Source organism: Paenibacillus faecis (assembly GCF_008084145.1).
Lineage (GTDB): Bacteria > Bacillota > Bacilli > Paenibacillales > Paenibacillaceae > Fontibacillus > Fontibacillus faecis.
Map to the genome: position 1 here is coordinate 740908 of NZ_VSDO01000004.1, position 19534 is coordinate 760441.

The following is a 19534-nucleotide window of genomic DNA, read 5'->3' on the forward strand; positions in this document are numbered from 1 at the left end:
GCCGGTCGATAAGACCCGGCGGGAGCCTCTTTTTTATCGAATAGAGATCAACTGCAAAAAACCGCCTTCCTCAGTCCCTCTCCCGAGCGCGAATGAACAACAGGGAGGCGGAGAGAAGGAACAGTAAGGCCGCGGCCAAGCCCGCCGTCACAAACAGCAGGCGTTCGTCCGAATGCTTGTCCGCGATGGCGGCAAACCCCCAGGCCATCGGCAGAGGGAGCACCGCGTCGCGGGTGCGGCTGACGAGCAGGAAAACGACGGCGGCTCCGACAATCAGCAGCCCGGCAGCCGGAACATCCGCCGGAAGCCCGGGCAACAAGCGGGTAGAAACGGCGTGCTGCATCAGGATCTGCAGATGGATCAGCGTCGCTGTCAGCACCCACCCCAAGTACAGACTAAAGGGCAGACGGACGAACCAGATTTCCCCCAAATCCGGGCGAAGCGCGCTGCGGGTATGCCGGTGGAGCAGGAAGAGGGATAATAAGAGCAGCAGCAAAGCTCCGAAGGAAAGCGGCAGGTATTCATAGCGCCATAACAGCAGCCAGCTAATATGGAATAGACAGGACAGTCCGAACCGAACGGTAAAAGTCCGCATCCACCGGCTATCGTGCTTTTTTTGCCGCCAAAGATAGACAACCGCGCATCCGATCAGCAAATAAACGATATTCCAAATGATGAAGGCGTACCCTTCCGGGGTAAGTCGGGAAAAATACCGATTGGACAGTTCCCCGGCTTTTGCGCCCCCTAAAGGAAACGCCTCCGCCATAATAGTAACCGCCATCAGGACGAGAAAGAATAATACGTTCCACCAGCGGCAAGCCTTGCTATTGAACATGGAAGGGCCCCCTTCATCCGGTTATAAGTTGCTCCATTGCGTTTACTATATGAATATACCCATTCCCGGGAAAACAATTATAGGTTGAACTAAAGGATTGGCGTTGGGGAAGGATATGAAAATAGGTTTCGGAGATACGTTGCCGACATTCAGCATTGAAGATTAAGATCCTTACCGTCGGGGCTACATCATTAACGGGAAAATCTCCCGTTAAAGTACCGTTCTTGGCGCTTCTATCGAATTTAGCTGGAAAAACTCCATCTATTTTGCAGCCTTTTTGCCGATATACACATTTTCAGGCGAATTAGCGGGAGATTCTCCAGCTAATTCGCCTCTGCAGCCGCATACGCACCAAATTAACAGGAAGAATTCCCTTTAATCTAGATGAGTTGCAGGCGGAGGGAAGGGGAGACTGTGGGAAAAGTCGGAATGAAGAGCGGTTTTATATAGGAAAGGTTTCGTATAAGATAGAACTAGTGTGTTTCAAGGGAACAAGAATTGGGAACGACAGGAGATCACCATGAATCAACGCCTTTATGGAATATGGCTTGGGGATGTGTTTTTTTGCTTCTCGGGCGAAATATCGGAGAGCAAAGTGGATGCCTGGACCGCGGCGGTACGGCCTTTGGAGCCGGTGCCGGGATTGCGTCCGTTTCAGCATGCGGCCCTTCGCCTTGCCGAAGTAAGATATCCCGTCGCCCCGGGGAGAAGATCTGCGGGGGGAGGGGAGCGAAAAGGGCTGATCGGCCGGACGCTGGAAGGCCTGGCTCTCCCCGTGCCGGATGCCTGGCAGCTTCTTCTGAACTGGGACGAAGGATATTACGCATCCAGAGGCGTGCAGCCCGGACCGGAGTTCTCCTACTGGAGCACGGCGGCCCGCTTTGCCCTCGACCTTCTGCGTCGGGGGAAAATCGTGCCGGGGCTGAGGGCGGCGACGGGTCCGCTGAGCCGACGCCGCGGAACCCAAGCTTCGGCTGGGGCCGTCTGGGGGCCGCTGCTTGACCGCGAGGAGGACGCCGGGCGGTTCCGGCGGCTGGCCGAGGCGATGCCGCCGCTGGGGCTGGCCGCCATGCAGCAGCCTCCCGAAGCCGCGGAATGCGGAACGATCGCCGGTCGGCAGAACGCGCTGCTGCACTCCTTCCTGACGGCCATGGTGGATCATGAAGTCCGAAAAGCCGTACAGGACCTTGGCCGGAAGCTGAATCCTTCACGCGCGGATTACCGCAGAGGGAGCTCGCCGCTCGCCGAGCTGTGGTGGAATGGCCTGCTGAGCGCCGGAACGCCGCCGGACCTTACAGGCCACACGGCGGAGGTGGAACAGCTGGCGGAGGAGATTGCCAAAGCCGGCGGGGGACGCCTATGCGCCGAGGACGAAGAGCAGGGGAGGCAAGCGGCGGGGACGCTTCGGCTTTGCCTGCGGATCGAGCCGCTGCCTTCCGGAGGCGGCGAGCCGGAGTCCCGGTTGGCCTGGCGCCTTTCGTTCTGGGGCGAAGGGGCCGAGGATCCGGCCGTGCTTCTCCCTGCCGGATTGGTATGGAGCTACCCGCATGCCGATATGGAAATCCGCGGACGGAAGTACGGCAAGGTGCGCGAAAGTCTGCTGCTTCGCTTGAAGAAAGCGGCGGAACTGTCGCCCGAGGTGGCGAGGGGGCTGGAAGCGTCCCGGCCGGAGGCGGTTCTACTGGAACCGGCGGAGATGGTGGCTTTTTTGAGCCGGTCCGTGGCGCTTCTCCGCAAACAGGGGGTGACGGTGCAGATGCCGTCCCGCTGGACCCGGGAAGGGCGCCGCCCCGCCGGGGTGAAGATCAAGGCATCGGGCTGGGGGGCCAAGTCCGAAAGCAAAGGAACGGAAGCCGGACTCGGCGTCCAGCAGTTGATCGCCTTCGAGGCGGGCGCCGTACTGAACGGAGAGGAATTGAGCCAAGAGGAACTTGCCCGGCTGGCGGCCTCCAAGTCGCCGCTCGTCCTGTTCCGCGGGGAATGGATTGAAATCGACGTCAAGGAGCTCCGCCAGGTGCTGAAGTTTATGAAGCGGCAGGAAAGCGGTATGCTGACCTTCCGCGACCTGATGTACCTGGCTTCCGGGGCGGACGAGGATCATCGGTTTGAGGGATTCCAGGTAGAACGCGTGGAGACGGAGGGGCTGCTGGCCGTGCTGATGAACGGCGAGCTGCTGCGGAACGCGCAGCCGCGCCCGGTGCCCGAAGCGCTGCACGGCACGCTCCGGCCTTATCAGGAAAGAGGTTTCCAATGGTTGGCGGCCATGCGTCAACTGGGATTCGGCGCTCTGCTGGCCGACGATATGGGGCTCGGCAAAACGGTCCAGGTCATTACGGAGCTGCTGGACGGCCTGGCCGATTCGCCCGGAACCAGCTTGATCGTCTGCCCCACTTCGCTGCTGGGAAACTGGCAGAGGGAGCTGGACCGCTTCGCTCCGCAGCTGCGCCTGTACGTTCACCATGGAAGCGACCGGCTGCATGGGGACCGGCTGGCTTGGGAATGCCGGAACAGCGACGTGGTGCTCACGACCTATCAATTGGCGGGGCGCGACGGCAAAGAGCTGCGGGAATTGGAATGGAAGACGATCGTGCTGGACGAAGCGCAGTATATTAAAAACTTCGGCACGAAGCAGGCTCAGAGCGTCATGAAATTGAGCGCGCCGCAGCGCATCGCCATGACCGGCACCCCGGTGGAGAATCGGCTGAGTGAGTTGTGGTCGATTTTTCAATTCCTTAACCCGGGATACTTGGGAACGCAAGCTTCTTTCCGGGCCAAATACACCGGGGGCGGCGATCCCCAAACCGCCGAGCTGGGAAGGCTGCGCAAGCTGGTTGCTCCGTTTTTGCTGCGCCGGCTGAAGAGCGACCCGGATATCCGTAAGGATCTGCCCGAGAAGATCGAGCTGAAATCTTACTGCTCGCTTACGGCGGAGCAGGCTAGACTGTATGAGGCCGTTACTGCCGATCTCATGACGAGAATCGGCGGTAGCGGAGGAATGGCCCGCAAAGGCCTGGTGCTGTCGTCGCTAACCCGGCTGAAGCAGATTTGCGACCACCCGCGGCTTGGAGCGAAGGGAGCCTTCGCCCCCGGGGCCGACCTGGAACGATCGGGCAAGCTGGAACGGCTGACCGAGCTGCTCGACCTCATCATGGATAACGGGGAGGCCGCTCTTATTTTCACGCAGTATGTACAGATGGGGGAGATTCTTCAGAAAAAGCTTGGCGAACGCTACGGGCAAACACCGTTTTTCCTGCACGGGGGCGTCGCCAAGCCGGAAAGGGACGCGATGGTCCGCGCCTTCCAGGAGGGGGCGGGAACACCGATCTTCGTCCTGTCGCTGAAAGCCGGGGGCGTGGGACTTAATCTCACGCGGGCCAATCATGTCATACATTATGACCGTTGGTGGAATCCGGCCGTGGAGAACCAGGCCACGGACCGGGTATTCCGGATCGGGCAGCAAAAAAACGTGGAGGTGCACAAGCTCATCTGCCAGGGGACCCTGGAGGAACGGATCGATGAACTGATCGAACGGAAAAAGACGCTTTCCGAGCAGGTCGTCGGATCGGGTGAGCAGTGGCTAACGGAAATGTCCGACGAAGAGCTGCGCGGTCTGGTGATGCTGCAGGGTGCGGGAAGTATCATCGAGGAGGATGCGAGATGAGCCGGAGAACGGATCTCCCCGATCAGGGGAAGCTGAAAATGGAGCCTGTGCCGGGGGCGTTGCGCGTGCTGTTTCCGGAAGAGCGGCCCGAAGGAAGCGGGACGGGCTGGAGCAAGCGCGATCGAGAGGGAACCGGGGCGGGAAAAGCCGCCGCCAAGGCGGCCGATGGAGCGGGGGGCACCGGAACTGCCGGGGCCGCCAAGGCCTCCAAGGCCTCCAAGGCCGCTAAGGCCGACGGGGACGTCGCGGCCGCCTCCCCGCCGCTGTGCGTCGTCGAGCTGCCGGTTCCCGCGCCGGCCGGCGCCGATGGCGACCGCTTGGTGCGGCAGCTCGAGGGCCGGCCGCTGCTCGTCGCCGGCCTGCTGGAGGAGGGGGCGGCGGCGCTGACCGCCCTCCTCCCCGAGCTGCCGCCGTGGCGGCGGGAGCCGGACGCCGCCGCTGCGGCGCCCGCGTGCAACTGCGTCGCGGCCGGCTGCGGCCACGTGCCGCAGGCCCTGGCCGCCGCCGACGCGGCCTGGGCGGCCGACCCCGGCCTGCGGCTCGCGCTGCTCGGCTGGACGCCGGAGGCGCTGGCCGCGGCCGTGCTGGAGCGCTGGGCCGCGGCCCGGCCGCTGCCGGCGCCGGAGGAGGCCCTCCGCCAAGCGGCGGGCGGGCCGGAAGCCCAGCGCTCCGCGGCGGGCGACGGGCCGAACGTCGCCGAGTGGCTCGCGGAGCTGGCCGCCGAGGGGCGGCTGCACCTGCCCGGCCCGCAGCTCCACGACGTGGAGGCGGAGCTGCGAGAGCTTGCGCCTCCGCACGTGGAACCGGGGCGCGAGCCCGGCCCCGATCCCGCTCCGTGGGCCGGCCTCCTGCCCGGTGTCTCCGGCGCGGCCCGGGGCCTTGCTCTGGTCGCCGGCCGGGTGATGGAGCGCGCCGCGGACCTTCAAGCTGCGCATCCGCCCCAAAAGCCGCGTTAGCTCCCCGGCACGCTCGCAATTGCACAAAAAGCTGTCCCTCACCGTTGAACACGGCGGGGGACAGCTTTTTTTTGGAAGCGGGGGGCGTCTATTTCGGCAGGGGTTCGGTTTCGGTCCGCCGGGCGGGGATTTCCGAGGCCCCCATGATCTCGCGCCGCAGCCCGTGCATTTTTTTGTCCAGGGCGTCGGCCGCTTTGGCCGCCTCCGTCAGCTCGCGGATGACATGAGAGGGCACCTGTTTATCATACTTATAGAACAGGATGTGTTCCATGCTGGCCCAAAAATCCATCGCCAACGTACGCATTTGGATTTCCACCTTCATCCACCGCTGCCCTTCGAACAGGGTCAAAGGGACCGCCACGATGACATGCAGGCTCTGGTAGCCGTTCGGCTTCGGCTGCTCGATGTAGTCCTTGATTTCAATGATGTTGATATCCTCGCGCTGCCGAAGATGGTCCAGCAGGCTATAAATGTCCTGGGCGAAGGAAAAGACGATCCGCATGCCCGCGATATCGTGGATTTGATTCACCATATTGTCGACCGTCAACGCGAAGCCTTTGCGTTCCAGTTTTTCCAAAATGCTTCTCGGTTCCTTGATCCGGGTCTTGATGTGTTCGATCGGGCTGTACCCGTTATGGATCTTCCACTCCGTCTGGATCAGCTTGATCTTGTTCTTCAGTTCATCCAGAGCGAGCTGGTACAGCGTGGGTAGCTTCTTCCATTCCTCCAGCTTCCGCAGCGCGTCATCCTTGATTTCCCATTGGTACAGTTCGCGAAGGTCCAACTGGTTCAGCAGGCCGTCTTTGTTACTCGGGTTGGATATACTCAGTCTAATCTACTCCCATTTCTTCTGAAGTTCTTACGTTTATTTTACCTTGAATAGGCCTGGAATTTCAAAAGAAATGCAGAGTGGTTCCAATCCCGGAATTCAGGCGTCCTGGTCTACCTGTTTAGCGGGGAGCCGCCGTTATATCCCGGATGATCGTAGTCCGTGTTCGACAGATTGCTGAGCACGCCCATATTCATGATCGCTTCCCGGGTCTTCTCGGTTCCGTTGCGGTACAGCAGCACGTAGATCTCGGTCAGCCGGCGGTTGAACCGATCGGACGCCTCGTCATGATCGGCCGATTTATAGGGTACGGGCGCGCGCTTCAACGTATACTCATCCTCTTTGGCCAGCTCACCGATTTTGTCGCGGAGCATCGAGAGATCCTCTTCATCGAGCACAACCTCGAATTCGGTGGACTCGTTCGGCACCTCCTGAACGAGGCGGTGCGTCACGGAAATATAGTAGTTTTTTTTCGGGGATGTCAATTCGCCATTCCTCCTCTCCTAATAGGGAGCGTTTGTGATCTACACATTAATACACGGGGGCCATTCCAATGAATCAACGGGCGGATTTTCACCGCGGCCCCAAATCTGGTATGATAACTTCTAGAAATTTATATCATAGGCATGATTAAGAGGCTCTAAGTGCATAGAAAGCTTTTCCGGTTGCTTTTTTTCGGGGAAGCCATGGAATGGGAGGATTGCATTCATGAATTTTTTACAGAGGATTAAAGACGGTGCTGGAAAAGTAACCGACCGCGCGCAAAACGCCGTGGAAATCGGGAGGCTGAACACACAGATTTCGAATATTGAGCGGGAGATGGGGCTTTATTTCCAAAGAATGGGCGAAGTTTTCTATGAGGGTTATTCCCGCAAAGATATGTCCAATGCGGAAAAAGAGATGATCGAGCTGGCCAAAACCTGCGATCTGTTATCGGAAGAGCGGGACGAAGTCCGCGCGAAAATCGCCGAGTTGAAGAATGAACGGCTGTGCGGCGCTTGCGGGAGAGCGGTCGCCGAGGACGCCATGTTCTGTCAGTACTGCGGACATAAGCTGGATAAGGCCAAGACGGCCGTCGGCAGGAAAAACGCCGCCAAGGAGTCGGAGGAGATTCGAAGCTACGGAAGTCACGGAAGCCATGACCTTAAAGATCCGTTGTCCTTGTTCGAAGAACCGGTTTCGGACGAAACGATCATTTATAAAGAGCCGGCGGCCACGATGTCCCCCGTGGTCCAAGAGGAGCGGGATCCCGACGAATTCCGCCGCATACGGGATCTGGAGCGCGAGCGCGAGCGGCAGGAGGAATTGGACCGCCGGATTCGTACCTGGAAGGAAAATGTCGATCCGCCGAAGAAACAGGTTTCCTCCGCGCTGGAAACGGGGATTCCGACAGTAAGCTGCCAAATCTGTGCTTCGGTGCTCGTCAAAGGGACCAAATGGTGTCCTCACTGCGGATCCGAGCAAATTTAAGTCTGGCTTTGGCTAATTCACCAATTTGTAAAAAGTGGGGCCCGAAATACGGATATCTTATCCGTAGTAGAAGGAGAGGCGCCCGCTGCTTGACGGCACGGATTCGGGAGAGAAGGCTCTCCCTGAGCCGTGCCGCTTGCGTTTCGGTCAGCGGACTTTCGGTTCGCGTCGGGATGAAAACGCAGAGCCGGGGGAACGCTTAACATCAGTGCGGATCGTCATTTACTTAGTGAAAGGAGCATGAAGCGCATGGAGTGCATCGTACATTTTGACGTCCATCATAAGAATGAGGTGAAAGAATTAAGGGGCCTAATCTTCTTGGAAAAAGGAAAGGTTCCTTCCGAGCAGGATTTTCTTTCTATGTTTGGGGAGATGGGTTACAAACTGCGGCTGGAGGACAAACAAAATTTGGTCTTTAAGCCGACGGACCCGGGAGCGGACTATTCGCAGATCAAAATCCGCCGTCTGGACACGGGAGATAAAAGCTACAAAGAAGATACGGAGCTGCGCTCCCTCTTGAATCATCTTATTCCCGGTGAGTCCCGTCCTATCTAGGACGTCGAGCCGGTCATAAAATTTCCTCTTTATTTCTTCGCCGGGTTTGCGTTATACTTCTAACATTGCATGAAAATCGACATTTTTTTTCATATATTTTCTCGTATATGTGCAGGAATCGGCCTGCATGTCTCTACCCGATCACCGGAATGGTCGGACTACGGGGAATACCGCGGGTTGAAGAGAACCGCGGCGCTTGGGAGGGATCCCGAGCCGCCGGAGGTTCTGCTCTGAACCCCGGTTTTTCCCTTGCTCTAGTCCATATTCCGGTCGGTCCGGGATATGGGCTTTTTTTTCATGCTTGGCGTTAGGTACGGCAGAAGTTTGAGTTTGCAAGGACGAACGATATCAAGGGGGAGACGCGGAATGAAGCTGTTAAAAGATAAGGTCATGGCGGAAGGAATTGTCCTGGGGGAAAACGTTCTTAAGGTGGATTCGTTTCTGAACCACCAGATGGACCCTGTCCTGATGAGAGAGGTGGGGAGCGAATTCGCCCGCAGATTTGCCGGCGAAGGAATTACGAAGGTGCTGACGATCGAGTCGTCCGGCATTGCTCCCGCGATTATGACCTCGCTGGAATTGGGCGTACCGATGATCTTTGCCCGCAAGCATAAATCGCTGACGCTTAAGGATGATATCTTGGTGGAGAAAGTTTATTCTTTCACCAAGCGGGAGAGCAACGAGATCACGGTATCGCGGAAATTTCTGCACCCCGAGGACCGGGTGCTGATCATCGACGACTTTTTGGCAAACGGGGAAGCGGCGTTCGGTCTGGCCCGCATTGTGGAGCAGGTCGGCGCATCCGTGGTCGGGGTTGGCATCGTTATCGAAAAATCGTTCCAGCCTGGCGCCAGACTGCTGGAAGAGGCGGGGTACAGAGTCGAATCGCTCGTCCGGATCGCCTCCTTGGAGAACGGGACGGTTGCCTTTGTGGAAGACGTACACGAGGTCTGATCGAAAGGAATATAGCATAACCGGAACAACTCCGGGTACCAAGGAGAGGAGCTTTCATATTCATGGAACGTGAAGTTATTTTTCAAAGGAACCGCCATCCGCTCAAAACGCTGTCGCTTGGGATTCAGCATGTGCTGGCTATGTATGCCGGCGCGGTGATCGTTCCGCTCATCGTGGGCGGGGCGCTGAACCTGTCCCATGAGGCGTTGACTTATCTGATTTGTATCGATTTGCTGGCCTGCGGAGTGGCTACGCTGCTTCAGGTATGGGGGAACCGGTTGTTCGGCATCGGACTTCCCGTTATGCTCGGCTGCGCCTTCCAGGCCGTATCTCCGATGATCGCCATCGGACTTACGGACGGCATGGGCGTCAGCGCCATCTACGGAGCGATCATCGCTTCAGGGCTGTTCGTCTTCTTGTTCTCCGGTTTGTTCGGAAAACTGATCGCCTTGTTTCCGCCGGTCGTCACCGGTTCGGTCGTTACCATTATCGGAGTAACCCTGATTCCCGTTGCCCTGACCGACTTGGGCGGCGGTGACGTGTCCAAGCCCGGCTTCGGGAGTCCGGCCAACCTGGCGCTCGGCTTCGGCGTCCTGTTGTTCGTGGTATTGATGAACCGGTTTGCCAAAGGCTTTCTGCGCTCCATCTCCGTCCTGATCGGTCTGATTGTCGGGACCTTAGCCGCGGCGCTGCTCGGCAAAGTCGATTTGACGCCTCTAAAGGAGGCGAGCTGGTTTCATATGGTGCAGCCGTTTTACTTCGGGACGCCGACCTTCCACGCTTCGGCGATCCTGACGATGATTCTCGTCGCGATTGTCAGCGTGGCGGAATCGACCGGCGTCTTTATGGCGCTCGGCAAAATCGTGGACAAAGACATTACGTCCAAAGATCTGGCCCGGGGTTACCGCGCCGAAGGCCTGGCGATCATGTTGGGCGGTATTTTTAACTCATTCCCTTATACGACTTATTCCCAAAACGTGGGACTTGTACAGATGAGCCGGGTCAAAACTCGCGATGTTATCGTGGTCGCCGGCGGCCTATTGATCCTGATCGGTTTCGTGCCGAAAATCGCGGCGTTGACGCAGCTGGTGCCTACCTCCGTACTCGGGGGAGCCATGATCGCCCTGTTCGGGCTTGTTCTGTCTTCGGGAATTCGGATGCTGGGCGATCAGGTGGATCTCAACCGGCACGAAAATCTGCTGATTATCGCTTGTTCGGTGGGCATGGGTCTCGGGGTGACGGTCGTGCCTGAAGTCTTCGCCAGCCTGCCGTCCTGGCTGCGTATTCTGGTGGATAACGGCATTGTGGCAGGCAGCTTTACGGCTATTGTGATGAACCTTTTGTTTAACGGTCTCGGCCGGAAAAGCACGCCGGTTCCCGCAAAGGAGCAGCTTTGATCGCTTTGCGGGAACCGGGGGGCCTTACGGAGGAGGATAAAGGGTTACATGCGGTTTAATTGCTTTTCCGCGATCTCGCCGATCCACGGCAGCTTCAGCCATTTTCCTTGGAGTGTAGCCAGCATGAGGACCAGCCAGAGGACCAGCCCGACTATCGAGAGGAGCAGTCCAACGACGGCCCCGATAATCGGCAGAAAGCCGGCCAGCGCGTGAAATACCATGAGTCCGCCGAACAATATAACGGACTGCAGGGCGTGGAACAACACGAAGCGGCTTCTCCGTTCCACGGCTAGAAACACGATTCCGCCGACGAAGGCGAAAAGATAGCAAAGAAAACCGGCTACATTCTCGTACAGGCCTGTTGAAGATTTGAAAGGGGACAAGGAATCACCTGCTTTCTAAATACGGTTGCCTACCCAGTACTCAATGTATGACGAGCCTGGGGGGAGCAGAACCGATTTGCGCAGTGACCGGCTTGCGGGAAGCAGACTGAAACCATTGCTCCAGTATATCGTTGACTATGACCTCCGCGGCCATCGGCTTGCGGAGGTTTTCCATATTGGCCATAACGGTGGACAATTGCCCGCCGTCCTGCAGCAAGGCATCGATTTCGGCCCGCAGGGAGACGGGATCGGCGGCGATGCGGGCGATTCCTTTCTTTTCGAGGTAGCGGGCATTGTTCAGTTCTTGGCCGGGAACCGGGCGGTACAGGAAGAGGGGCAGACGGCAAGCGAGCGCTTCCGACAGCGTGATCCCGCCCGGCTTGGTGATCATGCAGTCGCTCGCCAGCATAAATTCGGCCACCTCATCGACAAAGCCGAACAAGTGGATGTCCGGATGGTCCCCGAAATCGGAGGCAAGTCCCTGATACAGCTCTTGATTTCGGCCGCACACGGCGAGGATCTGGTAGTCCCCCCCGGCAAGCAGAGCTTCGCAGATCTCCCGGTTTCCCTGCATTACGCCGTATGCGCCGGCCATCAGCAGGATCGTTTTTTTTCCGGGATTCAAAGTGAGGCCAATCCCCGTATCGGCGGGGGGCTGTTCGTCGCGCCCGAAATCCGGGCGGAGGGGGATCCCGCTTACCAGAATGCGTTCGGCCGGGACGCCGCGCTCGATCATTTCCCGCTTCATATCTTCGGTGGCCACATAGTACCGGTGGACTCCCGAATGCAGCCATCTCGCGTGCACGTCAAAATCGGTAATGACGTTGACCATCGGCAGGGATAGGGAGGCTCGTTTGCTCAATTCCGGCAGGATCAGTTGAGGAAAGGTGTGGATCACCAGATCGGGCTCGTGCTGGCGGATCGCTTTCTTCAATGTCCCCGTACCGATGGCGTTGACCGCTCGCAGCAAGGCGGACTCGCTTCGCAAATCTTTGGTGGCGTTATAGATCCAGCCGTATAAAAAAGGGAGCGCCTGGAAACTGGTTAAGTATATAAATTTTGTGAATTCGTTAAGTCTTGGATGGGATTCCGCCATCAGGTCCAGCAGCACGACATCGTGAATCCCCTTGCTGCGAAAGCAAGCCTCGATCGCTTTGGAGGCGCGGTAATGCCCGTCCCCGTAGCTGGCGTAAAGTATCATGATTTTTGGCGATTTCACGTTCAAGGACCTTCACCCCTTAATGATGTCGATTGAAGAGCGGGCAAAATGTGATGTTCCAGAAGAACTTTAGGGTTTTTATAGCGTCTGACCTTGCTGTCCGAAGCGCTCGCAACCACCGCCTCCAGATCGGGAATCACATAGATTTGCTGTCCCCCGTGCCCATGGGCATAACTGTAACGGATGCCCGAGGATTCGTCGTTCCACCAATGGTAGCCATAACGGCCATAGGTGTGAAACGGCGGACATTGCGGTGAACACGCGAGGCCGATCCATTCCGGCGAAACCAGGGCCCGGCCTTCCCATTTGCCTTTTTGGAGGCACAGGATGCCTATTTTCAGCATATGTTCAGCGGTCATATGGAGCCCGACATGTCCGCCCGAATAGCCTTCCGGGCTAGCTTCCCAGCGGACGCCGGCGATATTTAACGGCTGGAACAAATGGCGGGACGCATAGTCCAAAGCGGTGCACCCCGTCCATTTGGACAGCAGCACGGACAACAAATGCGAGCATGGGCTGCAGTACATAAATGCGCCGCGCCGCTCCGGAACGACGGGAAGCCGCAGGATGAAATTCCTCCAGTTCCGGCTGCGGTGAAACCGGTGGATATACCGCTCCCCCAGCTTGGGCCCGGTCTGCCAGTAGAGTCCGCTCGTCATGGAGAGCAATTCATGCAAAGTCAACTCGGACCATGCGGGATCGGGCCTTGCCGGCGCGTGGTCTTTAACGTCGTCCCAAACCGGCTGATCCAGGCCGGGAAGTTCGCCCCGGCGGTGGGCGATGCCGAGCAGGAGGGACAGTACGCTTTTTGTCGCGGACCGAAGATCGTGTAGGTGTGAAGCATCGTAACCGTTGTAATACGCCTCAAATCTGGGCGTCCCGCTCTGCCATACCAGCAAGCTGCGGATTTTGGGGTAAGCCCTTCGCACATTTTGGTCGATAGGGGTCCAGCGGCTTGGATCGGCGGACTGTTTTAACATATATGTCCTCCTGTTTGAGAATACAACAGTATGATTAACGCGGCGTTAACTCCCCGAAGGTTCGAAATGCGTCTAACCATATCTTAACCAACGGCGCGGGATTCAAATAAAGCGAATGGGGAGAAGCAAAAAATGGGTGAATGGAAGAAAGCTGTAACTGCCTGCTGAATATGTTACAATAGGGGACATAAAGGTCTTTCCTTGATTTGCTAAGACCGGTAAACATGCAAGACGCTGTTCTCGCGTGCCTGATTCATCGGGAAGTGGTTCGGGTATGTATAGTGTCATGCGCCAGCTGAATAAGTTAAACCGTAAGCTGACTTCATGAAGTACTGCTTGTTACGCATTCTCGAGATCGGAGCATTGAACTAGAAACGTTCTGGGAGGGAATTTGGTATGGCAACGAAAGGTCACAATGAAGTGAAGGAAAGTTTGCGGGAGATGACCCGGATATTCAAGCCGAAAGACCCGAAGAAGTTCGTAAAGGAATATGTCCGCAAATACCGGATTACTGGCGGTTATGAGGAAGAGCTGACCCTTTTGGTAGAGACGGAAATGGGGAAGTTGAATTCGTCGGTTTCCTGAAGTCTGTCGTTCATAAATTTGAACCCAATACCTATAGGCTAATTACCGTCCCGGCCAAAGCCGGGGCGTTTTTTCTTTGTTTTTAACATATAATGAAATACCCAAGAGGTTATGTGTAGTCAGGGACAAACAGCTTAGTGCCGCGAAAGGGGATTCCTAGATTGAAACCAAACTTGAAGTCAAAAGAAGAGGTTGCCCGAATCCGCGAAGCCGGAGCGATATTGGCCGAGTGTCATCGGGAGATCGGCAAGATGATGGCTCCCGGCATCACCACGGCGGAGATCGACGGGTTCGTGGAATCGTTTCTTGCCAAGCGGGGCGCGAAACCGGAACAGAAGGGATATCGAGGCTTCCCTTATGCGACCTGCGCTTCGATTAATGAAGTGGTATGCCACGGGTTTCCGGGGCCGCAGCGGTTAAACGCCGGCGACATCGTCACGATTGATATGGTCGTGAACAAGAACGGATGGCTGGCGGACTCGGCGTGGTCTTACCGCGTTGGGGACGTGAATCCCGAGGCGGACCGGCTGCTGAAAACTACGGAAAAAGCTCTTTATGCCGGCATCGACTCGGCGAAACCCGGGAATCGGATCGGCGACATCGGTTACGCCGTGCAGCGGGTGGCCATGGAGGCCGGCGTCGGCATCGTTAAGCCCTTGATCGGGCACGGCATCGGTCGCCAGATGCACGAACCGCCGGACGTGCCGAATTTCGGCCGCCCCCGCAGCGGCGTGAAGCTGCTTGCCGGCATGGTCATCACGATCGAGCCGATTTTTACGTTGGGCGAAACGGGCGCGGTGCTGTGGGACAACGACGGCTGGACGATTCGTTCGGCGGACGGAAGCCTGGGCGCCCATTACGAGCATACGCTGGCGATCACGGAGGATGGCCCGGTCATTTTGACGATATAAAAAATGGAGGAGAGCGCAAGCTCTCTTTTTTTGGTAAAAAATTTGGCGGCATCTTCTTTGCTCGTTTGAATCGCGGCGGCGGGCAGCGGGTAGTGAACGGCTGGCAGCGAGAACGGAGAGCGGGGGAACGGCGAACGGCGGGCGCTAAGCCATTTCCTGGGCGGATCGGCAAAATAACCGCCTTTTGGGCCGCTATTTCGGGCAAAATCGGCTCCGAGGGGAGAATAGGGGTCAAAAAAGGCCTTATTTTCTTGTTCAGGGCCCAGAAATCGGGTTTTGGCCCGGTATTTCCAAAAATAAGGCCTCCAAAGACCGCTATTTCATGCCGATGAGCCAAATTCGACAAAATAGCGGCCTATTCGGCGGTTATTACCTTCCTAGAAGGGAGAGGATTGGCCTCTTTCTCCGGCAGACGGGGTCACATGTGTCAGACTGTATCCTCTGCACACGATTATCTATAGATTTTTTATAAATATCTAAATAAAGTTCTGGGAAATGTCAAAAATGAAAATAAGGATTTAAAGCGGGAAAACTGACATAACCTAGTAAGGTTCAGGAGAGTTTTCAGAGGGACATGCCAGGTTGAAAACGTTCGCAAATCCACTTATGACGCGCTATTTCGGCTTTTTGAACAATTTGTGAACTCGCCGCCGATCATTGACAAAACAAGGGTTCGATCATATATTTAATAGGTGATTGTTGTAATTGACAGAAGTGCAGTTTCCGTGATAAGACAGGTAGTTTTATGAGTGCTGGATGCCTGTACATAACCGGGAAGAAAACGGAAAAGTGGGGTAGATCAATGATGAAACCGTGGAAGGCTGGAAAGCGGCTCGTACCTCTGTTTGCCGGGCTACCGCTTTTGTTGTCCGCATGCGGCCGCGAGGACTTGTCGGTACTCAGACCACAGGGAACGGTAGCCGAAGGACAATTGGGCTTGATCAAGCTTTCGGTGACGATCATGGTGGCGGTCATGGTAATCGTGTTTGCGATTGCGGCGTACGTGTGGATCAAGTACCGCCGGAGACCGGGGCAAAATGAGGTTCCGAAACAGGTGGAGGGCAACTTTAAGCTGGAAATTATCTGGACGGCTATTCCGCTCGTACTGGTATTGATTCTGGCCGTGGCCACCGTTCAAAAAGTATTTGCGTATGGAGAAGATTATTCAAAAGACAAAGACGCGGTAAAGGTGAAGGTGACATCCCATTTATTCTGGTGGGAGTTCAATTACCCGGATTACGGTATTACGACCGCTCAGGATTTGATCATTCCTACGGGCAAGAAAATCGCGTTGGAGCTGAAAACGGCGGATGTGCTCCACTCGTTCTGGGTGCCTTCGCTGGCCGGGAAAACCGATACCAACACGGACGGTACGGTCAACAAGGCTTGGCTCGAAGCGGACAAGGAAGGCGTTTACCTGGGGAAATGCGCGGAGCTTTGCGGTCCGTCCCACGCCTTTATGGAATTTAAAGTGAAGGCGGTCAGCGACGATTCCTTCAAAAAATGGGTCGATGCCATGAAAGCGCCTGCGGTATTGCCGGAGGATCCGGCCGTGGCCGAGGTCTTCAAGAAGCAGTGCTTGACTTGCCATGCTGTCGGCGACCAGGGGGGACCTAGCGGTCCGAACCTCACCGGCATAGGCGGCAGGGAAAGCGTCGCAAGCATCCTGCTGAATGAAGAAGGCTCGGGGAAACCGGCGAACAGCAAGCCTGTGAAGGACAACTTGGTGGAATGGCTGCAGGACCCGCAAAAGGTGAAGCCGGGCAACAAAATGCCGCAGCCGAAGGAAGATTTGGGCCTGAGCGATGAGGAAATCGACGCGATTGCCCAGTATCTGGCCGATTACAAATTATCGTATTGATCTTTGGTGCCTCTGGCGGCATTGAGGTTATAGGAACTCTAAAGGGGGTACAAAACCTTGGCTCACGCTCACAGTGTCAAGCGGTACAAGGGTTTGATGGACTGGTTGACGACAGTCGACCACAAGAAAATCGCTATCCTGTATTTGATAGCGGGCGGTCTGTTCTTCGGCATCGGCGGGATTGAAGCGCTGCTGATCCGCGTTCAACTGGCCAAACCGATGAATGATTTCGTAACTGCCCAGCAATTTAACGAATTGATTACGATGCACGGAACAACCATGATTTTCCTCGGCGTGATGCCGATTATTTTCGCGCTGATGAACGCGGTCATTCCGCTGCAAATCGGCGCCCGCGACGTGGCGTTTCCGTTTCTGAACTCGCTCGGCTTCTGGACCTTCCTGTTCGGCGGTCTGCTGTTGAACCTGAGCTGGATTATGGGCGGGGCGCCGGATGCCGGATGGACCTCCTATACGCCGCTGTCTTCCACGGATTACAGCACGACGCACGGGGTCGATTTTTACACGATCGGTTTGCAGATCGCCGGCCTTGGTACGCTGATCGGTGGCATTAACTTCCTGGCCACGATCATCACGATGCGCGCGCCGGGGATGTCGTTCATGCGCATGCCGATGTTTACCTGGACCACCTTTGTCACTTCGACGATGATCCTGTTCGCTTTCCCTGCGATCACGGTAGGTCTGGTGCTGCTGTCCTTTGACCGGATTTTGGGCGCGAATTTCTTCAATCCGTCCATGGGCGGGAACCCGGTGCTCTGGCAGCATATCTTCTGGATCTTCGGGCACCCTGAAGTTTATATTTTGATTTTGCCGGCGTTCGGGATTATCTCCGAGGTGGTCAGCACCTTCTCCCGGAAACGGCTGTTCGGTTACAGCTCGATGGTATTCGCGACGATTCTGATCGCCTTCCTCGGCTTCATGGTTTGGGCGCACCATATGTTTACCACGGGAATGGGGCCGGTCGCCAACGCGCTCTTCTCGATTGCGACCATGCTGATCGCCGTTCCGACGGGGATCAAAATCTTCAACTGGCTGTTCACGATGTGGGGCGGGCAAATCCGCTTTACGACGGCCAACCTGTTCGCTTCCGGCTTTATCCCGACCTTTGTAATGGGCGGGGTGACGGGGGTTATGCTGGCCTCTGCTCCGGCGGATTACCAGTATCATGATACTTACTTTGTCGTAGCGCATTTCCACTATGTTATCGTCGGCGGTCTCGTGCTGGGGCTGTTCGCGGGGCTTCATTACTGGTGGCCGAAAATGTTCGGGCGCGTGCTGAACGAAAAGCTCGGCAAGCTCGAATTCTGGACGTTTATCATCGGCTTCCATTTGACCTTCTTCGTGCAGCATTTCCTCGGGCTTCTCGGGATGCAGCGCCGGGTATTCACGTACCTGCCGAACCAAGGTTTTGACCTGTTGAACCTGGTGAGTACGGTCGGGGCCTTCCTGATGGGCGTCGGCGTTATCGTCTTCTTGATCAATGTGGTCATTTCGTTCAAACAGCCGAAAGGCGTTGACGGGGACGTGTGGGAAGACGGACGTACGCTGGAGTGGGCGATTCCTTCGCCGCCGCCGGAGTACAACTTCAAGCAAACTCCGCTTGTGCGCGGCATCGACGCTTTCTGGAAAGAAAAGATGGCCGGCAACAAAGAGATGACGCCTGCCGAACCGGTGGGACCGATCCATATGCCGTCGCCGACCATCCTTCCGTTTGTCATGTCGGTCGGGCTGTTTATCGCAGGGCTTGGCTTTATGTTTACGAAGGACGACTTCGGCAACGGCCTGCTGAATTTCCTGTTCAGCAACTATATCATCACGGGAATCGGCCTGGCCATTACGTTCGGCTCCATGCTGCTTCGCTCGCTCTTCGACGATCACGGCTGGCATATTGAACCGGATGAATTGAACGACAAGGGGGTAAAAGCATGACGACACCTCATGCACAGCAGGTTTCGGGCGAACTTCCCCATGAGCCGGAAAAGGCGACGCTGGAAGGCCGCAACAAAGTACTGGGCTTCTGGCTTTTCCTCGGGGGCGAAGCGGTTTTGTTCGGGACCTTGTTCGCCACCTTCTTGACGCTGCGAAACCAGGTGGCCGACGGTCCGTCCGCCAGTGAACTGTTCAGTTTGCCGATTACGGCGGCGGCTACGTTTATTCTCCTGGTCAGCAGTTTGACGAGTGTTTTCGCGATTCAGGCGATGCACCGGGGGAACCGCAAATCGTTGGCGAATTGGCTGGCGGTAACGGTAGTGCTCGGTCTGGCGTTTCTGGTGCTTGAAATTTACGAGTTTGCGGAGTATATGATCCACGAAGACTACGGGATGACCACCAGCGCATTCAGTTCCGCTTTCTATACGCTGGTCGGCTTTCACGGAGCGCACGTTCTGTTCGGCATTCTATGGATTTCCATTCTGATCGGACAGCTGTTCAAAAAAGGCCTGAACGTCGTGACGGCTCCGAAAGTCTATGTGGCCGCTATGTACTGGCACTTTATCGACGTCGTGTGGGTGTTTATCTTCACCGTAGTTTACCTGCTCGGAAAGGTGGTAGGTTAACATGACCAGTCACGATTCGAACGGAGGAGCGGTGAAGCACCGCCACCGTCAAGAGGGACCGCAGAAGCATATCGTCGCCTTCATCTTCTCGATCATTTTGACGCTGATCGCGTTTGCGGCGGTGGCGGCCGGAGGCGTGAATACCGCCTTTACAGTGCTGCTTCTGCTGGTAATGGCCGTGCTGCAGGTTCTTGTTCAGCTCGGCTACTGGATGCATATGAAGGATAAAGGCCATATGATTCCGATCGTATTTATGGCCGGCGGATTTTTCGTCGCCGGAACGGCGATCATAGCGGCACTATACTGGATGTGGTGGTAAAATACAAAGAGGTGGGCTTGAATTCAAGCCGCCTCTTTCATGTTAT

At 56.6% G+C, this 19534-nt stretch carries 18 protein-coding genes and 1 riboswitch; of the genes, 12 read left to right on the plus strand and 6 right to left on the minus strand.

Annotation, left to right across the window (positions count from 1 at the left end; genetic code table 11):
• Window positions 1-70 precede the first annotated feature (70 nt).
• A complete protein-coding gene (locus tag FRY98_RS21065; protein ID WP_148455635.1) occupies window positions 71-835 on the minus strand; it encodes a tryptophan-rich sensory protein in 765 nt (254 codons plus the stop codon).
• Window positions 836-1355: 520 nt separating this feature from the next.
• Between FRY98_RS21065 and FRY98_RS21070 the strand changes: the two genes are divergently transcribed.
• A complete protein-coding gene (locus FRY98_RS21070) occupies window positions 1356-4496 on the plus strand; it encodes a DEAD/DEAH box helicase (RefSeq protein WP_148455637.1) in 3141 nt (1046 codons plus the stop codon).
• Window positions 4493-5452, plus strand: a complete 960-nt coding sequence (locus FRY98_RS21075) for a hypothetical protein (RefSeq protein ID WP_148455639.1) — start codon at window positions 4493-4495, stop codon at window positions 5450-5452. The genes FRY98_RS21070 and FRY98_RS21075 overlap by 4 nt, the downstream gene beginning before the upstream one ends.
• An 88-nt stretch (window positions 5453-5540) precedes the next feature.
• Here the strand turns inward: FRY98_RS21075 and FRY98_RS21080 are convergent, their stop codons facing one another.
• Together FRY98_RS21080 and FRY98_RS21085 are read right to left on the minus strand one after the other, a co-directional pair.
• Window positions 5541-6245 carry a GTP pyrophosphokinase gene (locus FRY98_RS21080; protein ID WP_148455641.1) on the minus strand — a complete coding sequence of 235 codons (705 nt, stop codon included), beginning with the start codon at window positions 6243-6245 and terminating at the stop codon, window positions 5541-5543.
• Between the two features lie 149 nt (window positions 6246-6394).
• Window positions 6395-6766: a hypothetical protein gene (locus FRY98_RS21085; protein ID WP_148455643.1), complete on the minus strand. Its 372-nt coding sequence runs from the start codon at window positions 6764-6766 to the stop codon at window positions 6395-6397.
• 223 nt (window positions 6767-6989) lie between these two features.
• On the opposite strand from FRY98_RS21085, the gene FRY98_RS21090 reads away from it, so the two are divergent.
• The 4 genes from FRY98_RS21090 to FRY98_RS21105 all read left to right on the plus strand — a co-directional run bounded on the left by FRY98_RS21090 (window position 6990) and on the right by FRY98_RS21105 (window position 10657).
• Complete coding sequence (locus tag FRY98_RS21090; protein WP_148455645.1) at window positions 6990-7751, plus strand: zinc-ribbon domain-containing protein; 762 nt, start codon at window positions 6990-6992, stop codon at window positions 7749-7751.
• Between the two features lie 249 nt (window positions 7752-8000).
• Window positions 8001-8306 (plus strand): hypothetical protein, encoded by a 306-nt coding sequence (locus FRY98_RS21095; protein ID WP_170287148.1) that lies wholly within the window; start codon window positions 8001-8003, stop codon window positions 8304-8306.
• Window positions 8307-8387: 81 nt separating this feature from the next.
• Window positions 8388-8487: riboswitch (purine riboswitch) on the plus strand.
• 185 nt (window positions 8488-8672) lie between these two features.
• Window positions 8673-9260: a xanthine phosphoribosyltransferase gene (locus tag FRY98_RS21100; protein ID WP_148455649.1), complete on the plus strand. Its 588-nt coding sequence runs from the start codon at window positions 8673-8675 to the stop codon at window positions 9258-9260.
• A gap of 62 nt (window positions 9261-9322) precedes the next feature.
• Window positions 9323-10657, plus strand: a complete 1335-nt coding sequence (locus tag FRY98_RS21105) for a nucleobase:cation symporter-2 family protein (protein ID WP_148455651.1) — start codon at window positions 9323-9325, stop codon at window positions 10655-10657.
• 44 nt (window positions 10658-10701) lie between these two features.
• Here the strand turns inward: FRY98_RS21105 and FRY98_RS21110 are convergent, their stop codons facing one another.
• Genes FRY98_RS21110 through FRY98_RS21120 form a run of 3 tightly spaced genes read right to left on the minus strand, consistent with a single transcriptional unit; the run spans window position 10702 to window position 13239 of the window.
• Window positions 10702-11040, minus strand: a complete 339-nt coding sequence (locus FRY98_RS21110) for a DUF4870 domain-containing protein (RefSeq protein WP_148455653.1) — start codon at window positions 11038-11040, stop codon at window positions 10702-10704.
• A gap of 40 nt (window positions 11041-11080) precedes the next feature.
• Complete coding sequence (locus tag FRY98_RS21115; protein WP_249043494.1) at window positions 11081-12259, minus strand: MGDG synthase family glycosyltransferase; 1179 nt, start codon at window positions 12257-12259, stop codon at window positions 11081-11083.
• A gap of 2 nt (window positions 12260-12261) precedes the next feature.
• A complete protein-coding gene (locus FRY98_RS21120) occupies window positions 12262-13239 on the minus strand; it encodes a serine hydrolase domain-containing protein (RefSeq protein WP_148455657.1) in 978 nt (325 codons plus the stop codon).
• Between the two features lie 396 nt (window positions 13240-13635).
• Between FRY98_RS21120 and FRY98_RS21125 the strand changes: the two genes are divergently transcribed.
• The 6 genes from FRY98_RS21125 to FRY98_RS21150 all read left to right on the plus strand — a co-directional run bounded on the left by FRY98_RS21125 (window position 13636) and on the right by FRY98_RS21150 (window position 19488).
• A complete protein-coding gene (locus FRY98_RS21125) occupies window positions 13636-13824 on the plus strand; it encodes a hypothetical protein (protein ID WP_148455660.1) in 189 nt (62 codons plus the stop codon).
• 161 nt (window positions 13825-13985) lie between these two features.
• Window positions 13986-14735 carry a type I methionyl aminopeptidase gene (map, locus tag FRY98_RS21130; protein WP_148455662.1) on the plus strand — a complete coding sequence of 250 codons (750 nt, stop codon included), beginning with the start codon at window positions 13986-13988 and terminating at the stop codon, window positions 14733-14735.
• Between the two features lie 802 nt (window positions 14736-15537).
• Window positions 15538-16596 (plus strand): cytochrome c oxidase subunit II, encoded by a 1059-nt coding sequence (coxB, locus tag FRY98_RS21135; RefSeq protein WP_148455664.1) that lies wholly within the window; start codon window positions 15538-15540, stop codon window positions 16594-16596.
• Window positions 16597-16692: 96 nt separating this feature from the next.
• On the plus strand, window positions 16693-18543 hold the full coding sequence (ctaD, locus tag FRY98_RS21140) for a cytochrome c oxidase subunit I (RefSeq protein WP_148455954.1): 1851 nt from the start codon (window positions 16693-16695) through the stop codon (window positions 18541-18543).
• The gene (locus FRY98_RS21145; protein ID WP_148455666.1) at window positions 18540-19169 is read left to right on the plus strand and encodes a cytochrome (ubi)quinol oxidase subunit III; all 630 of its coding nucleotides are present in this window, start codon (window positions 18540-18542) and stop codon (window positions 19167-19169) included. Before ctaD ends, FRY98_RS21145 begins: the two co-directional genes overlap by 4 nt.
• A gap of 1 nt (window position 19170) precedes the next feature.
• Window positions 19171-19488 carry a cytochrome C oxidase subunit IV family protein gene (locus FRY98_RS21150; RefSeq protein ID WP_148455668.1) on the plus strand — a complete coding sequence of 106 codons (318 nt, stop codon included), beginning with the start codon at window positions 19171-19173 and terminating at the stop codon, window positions 19486-19488.
• The last annotated feature ends 46 nt before the right edge of the window (window positions 19489-19534 follow it).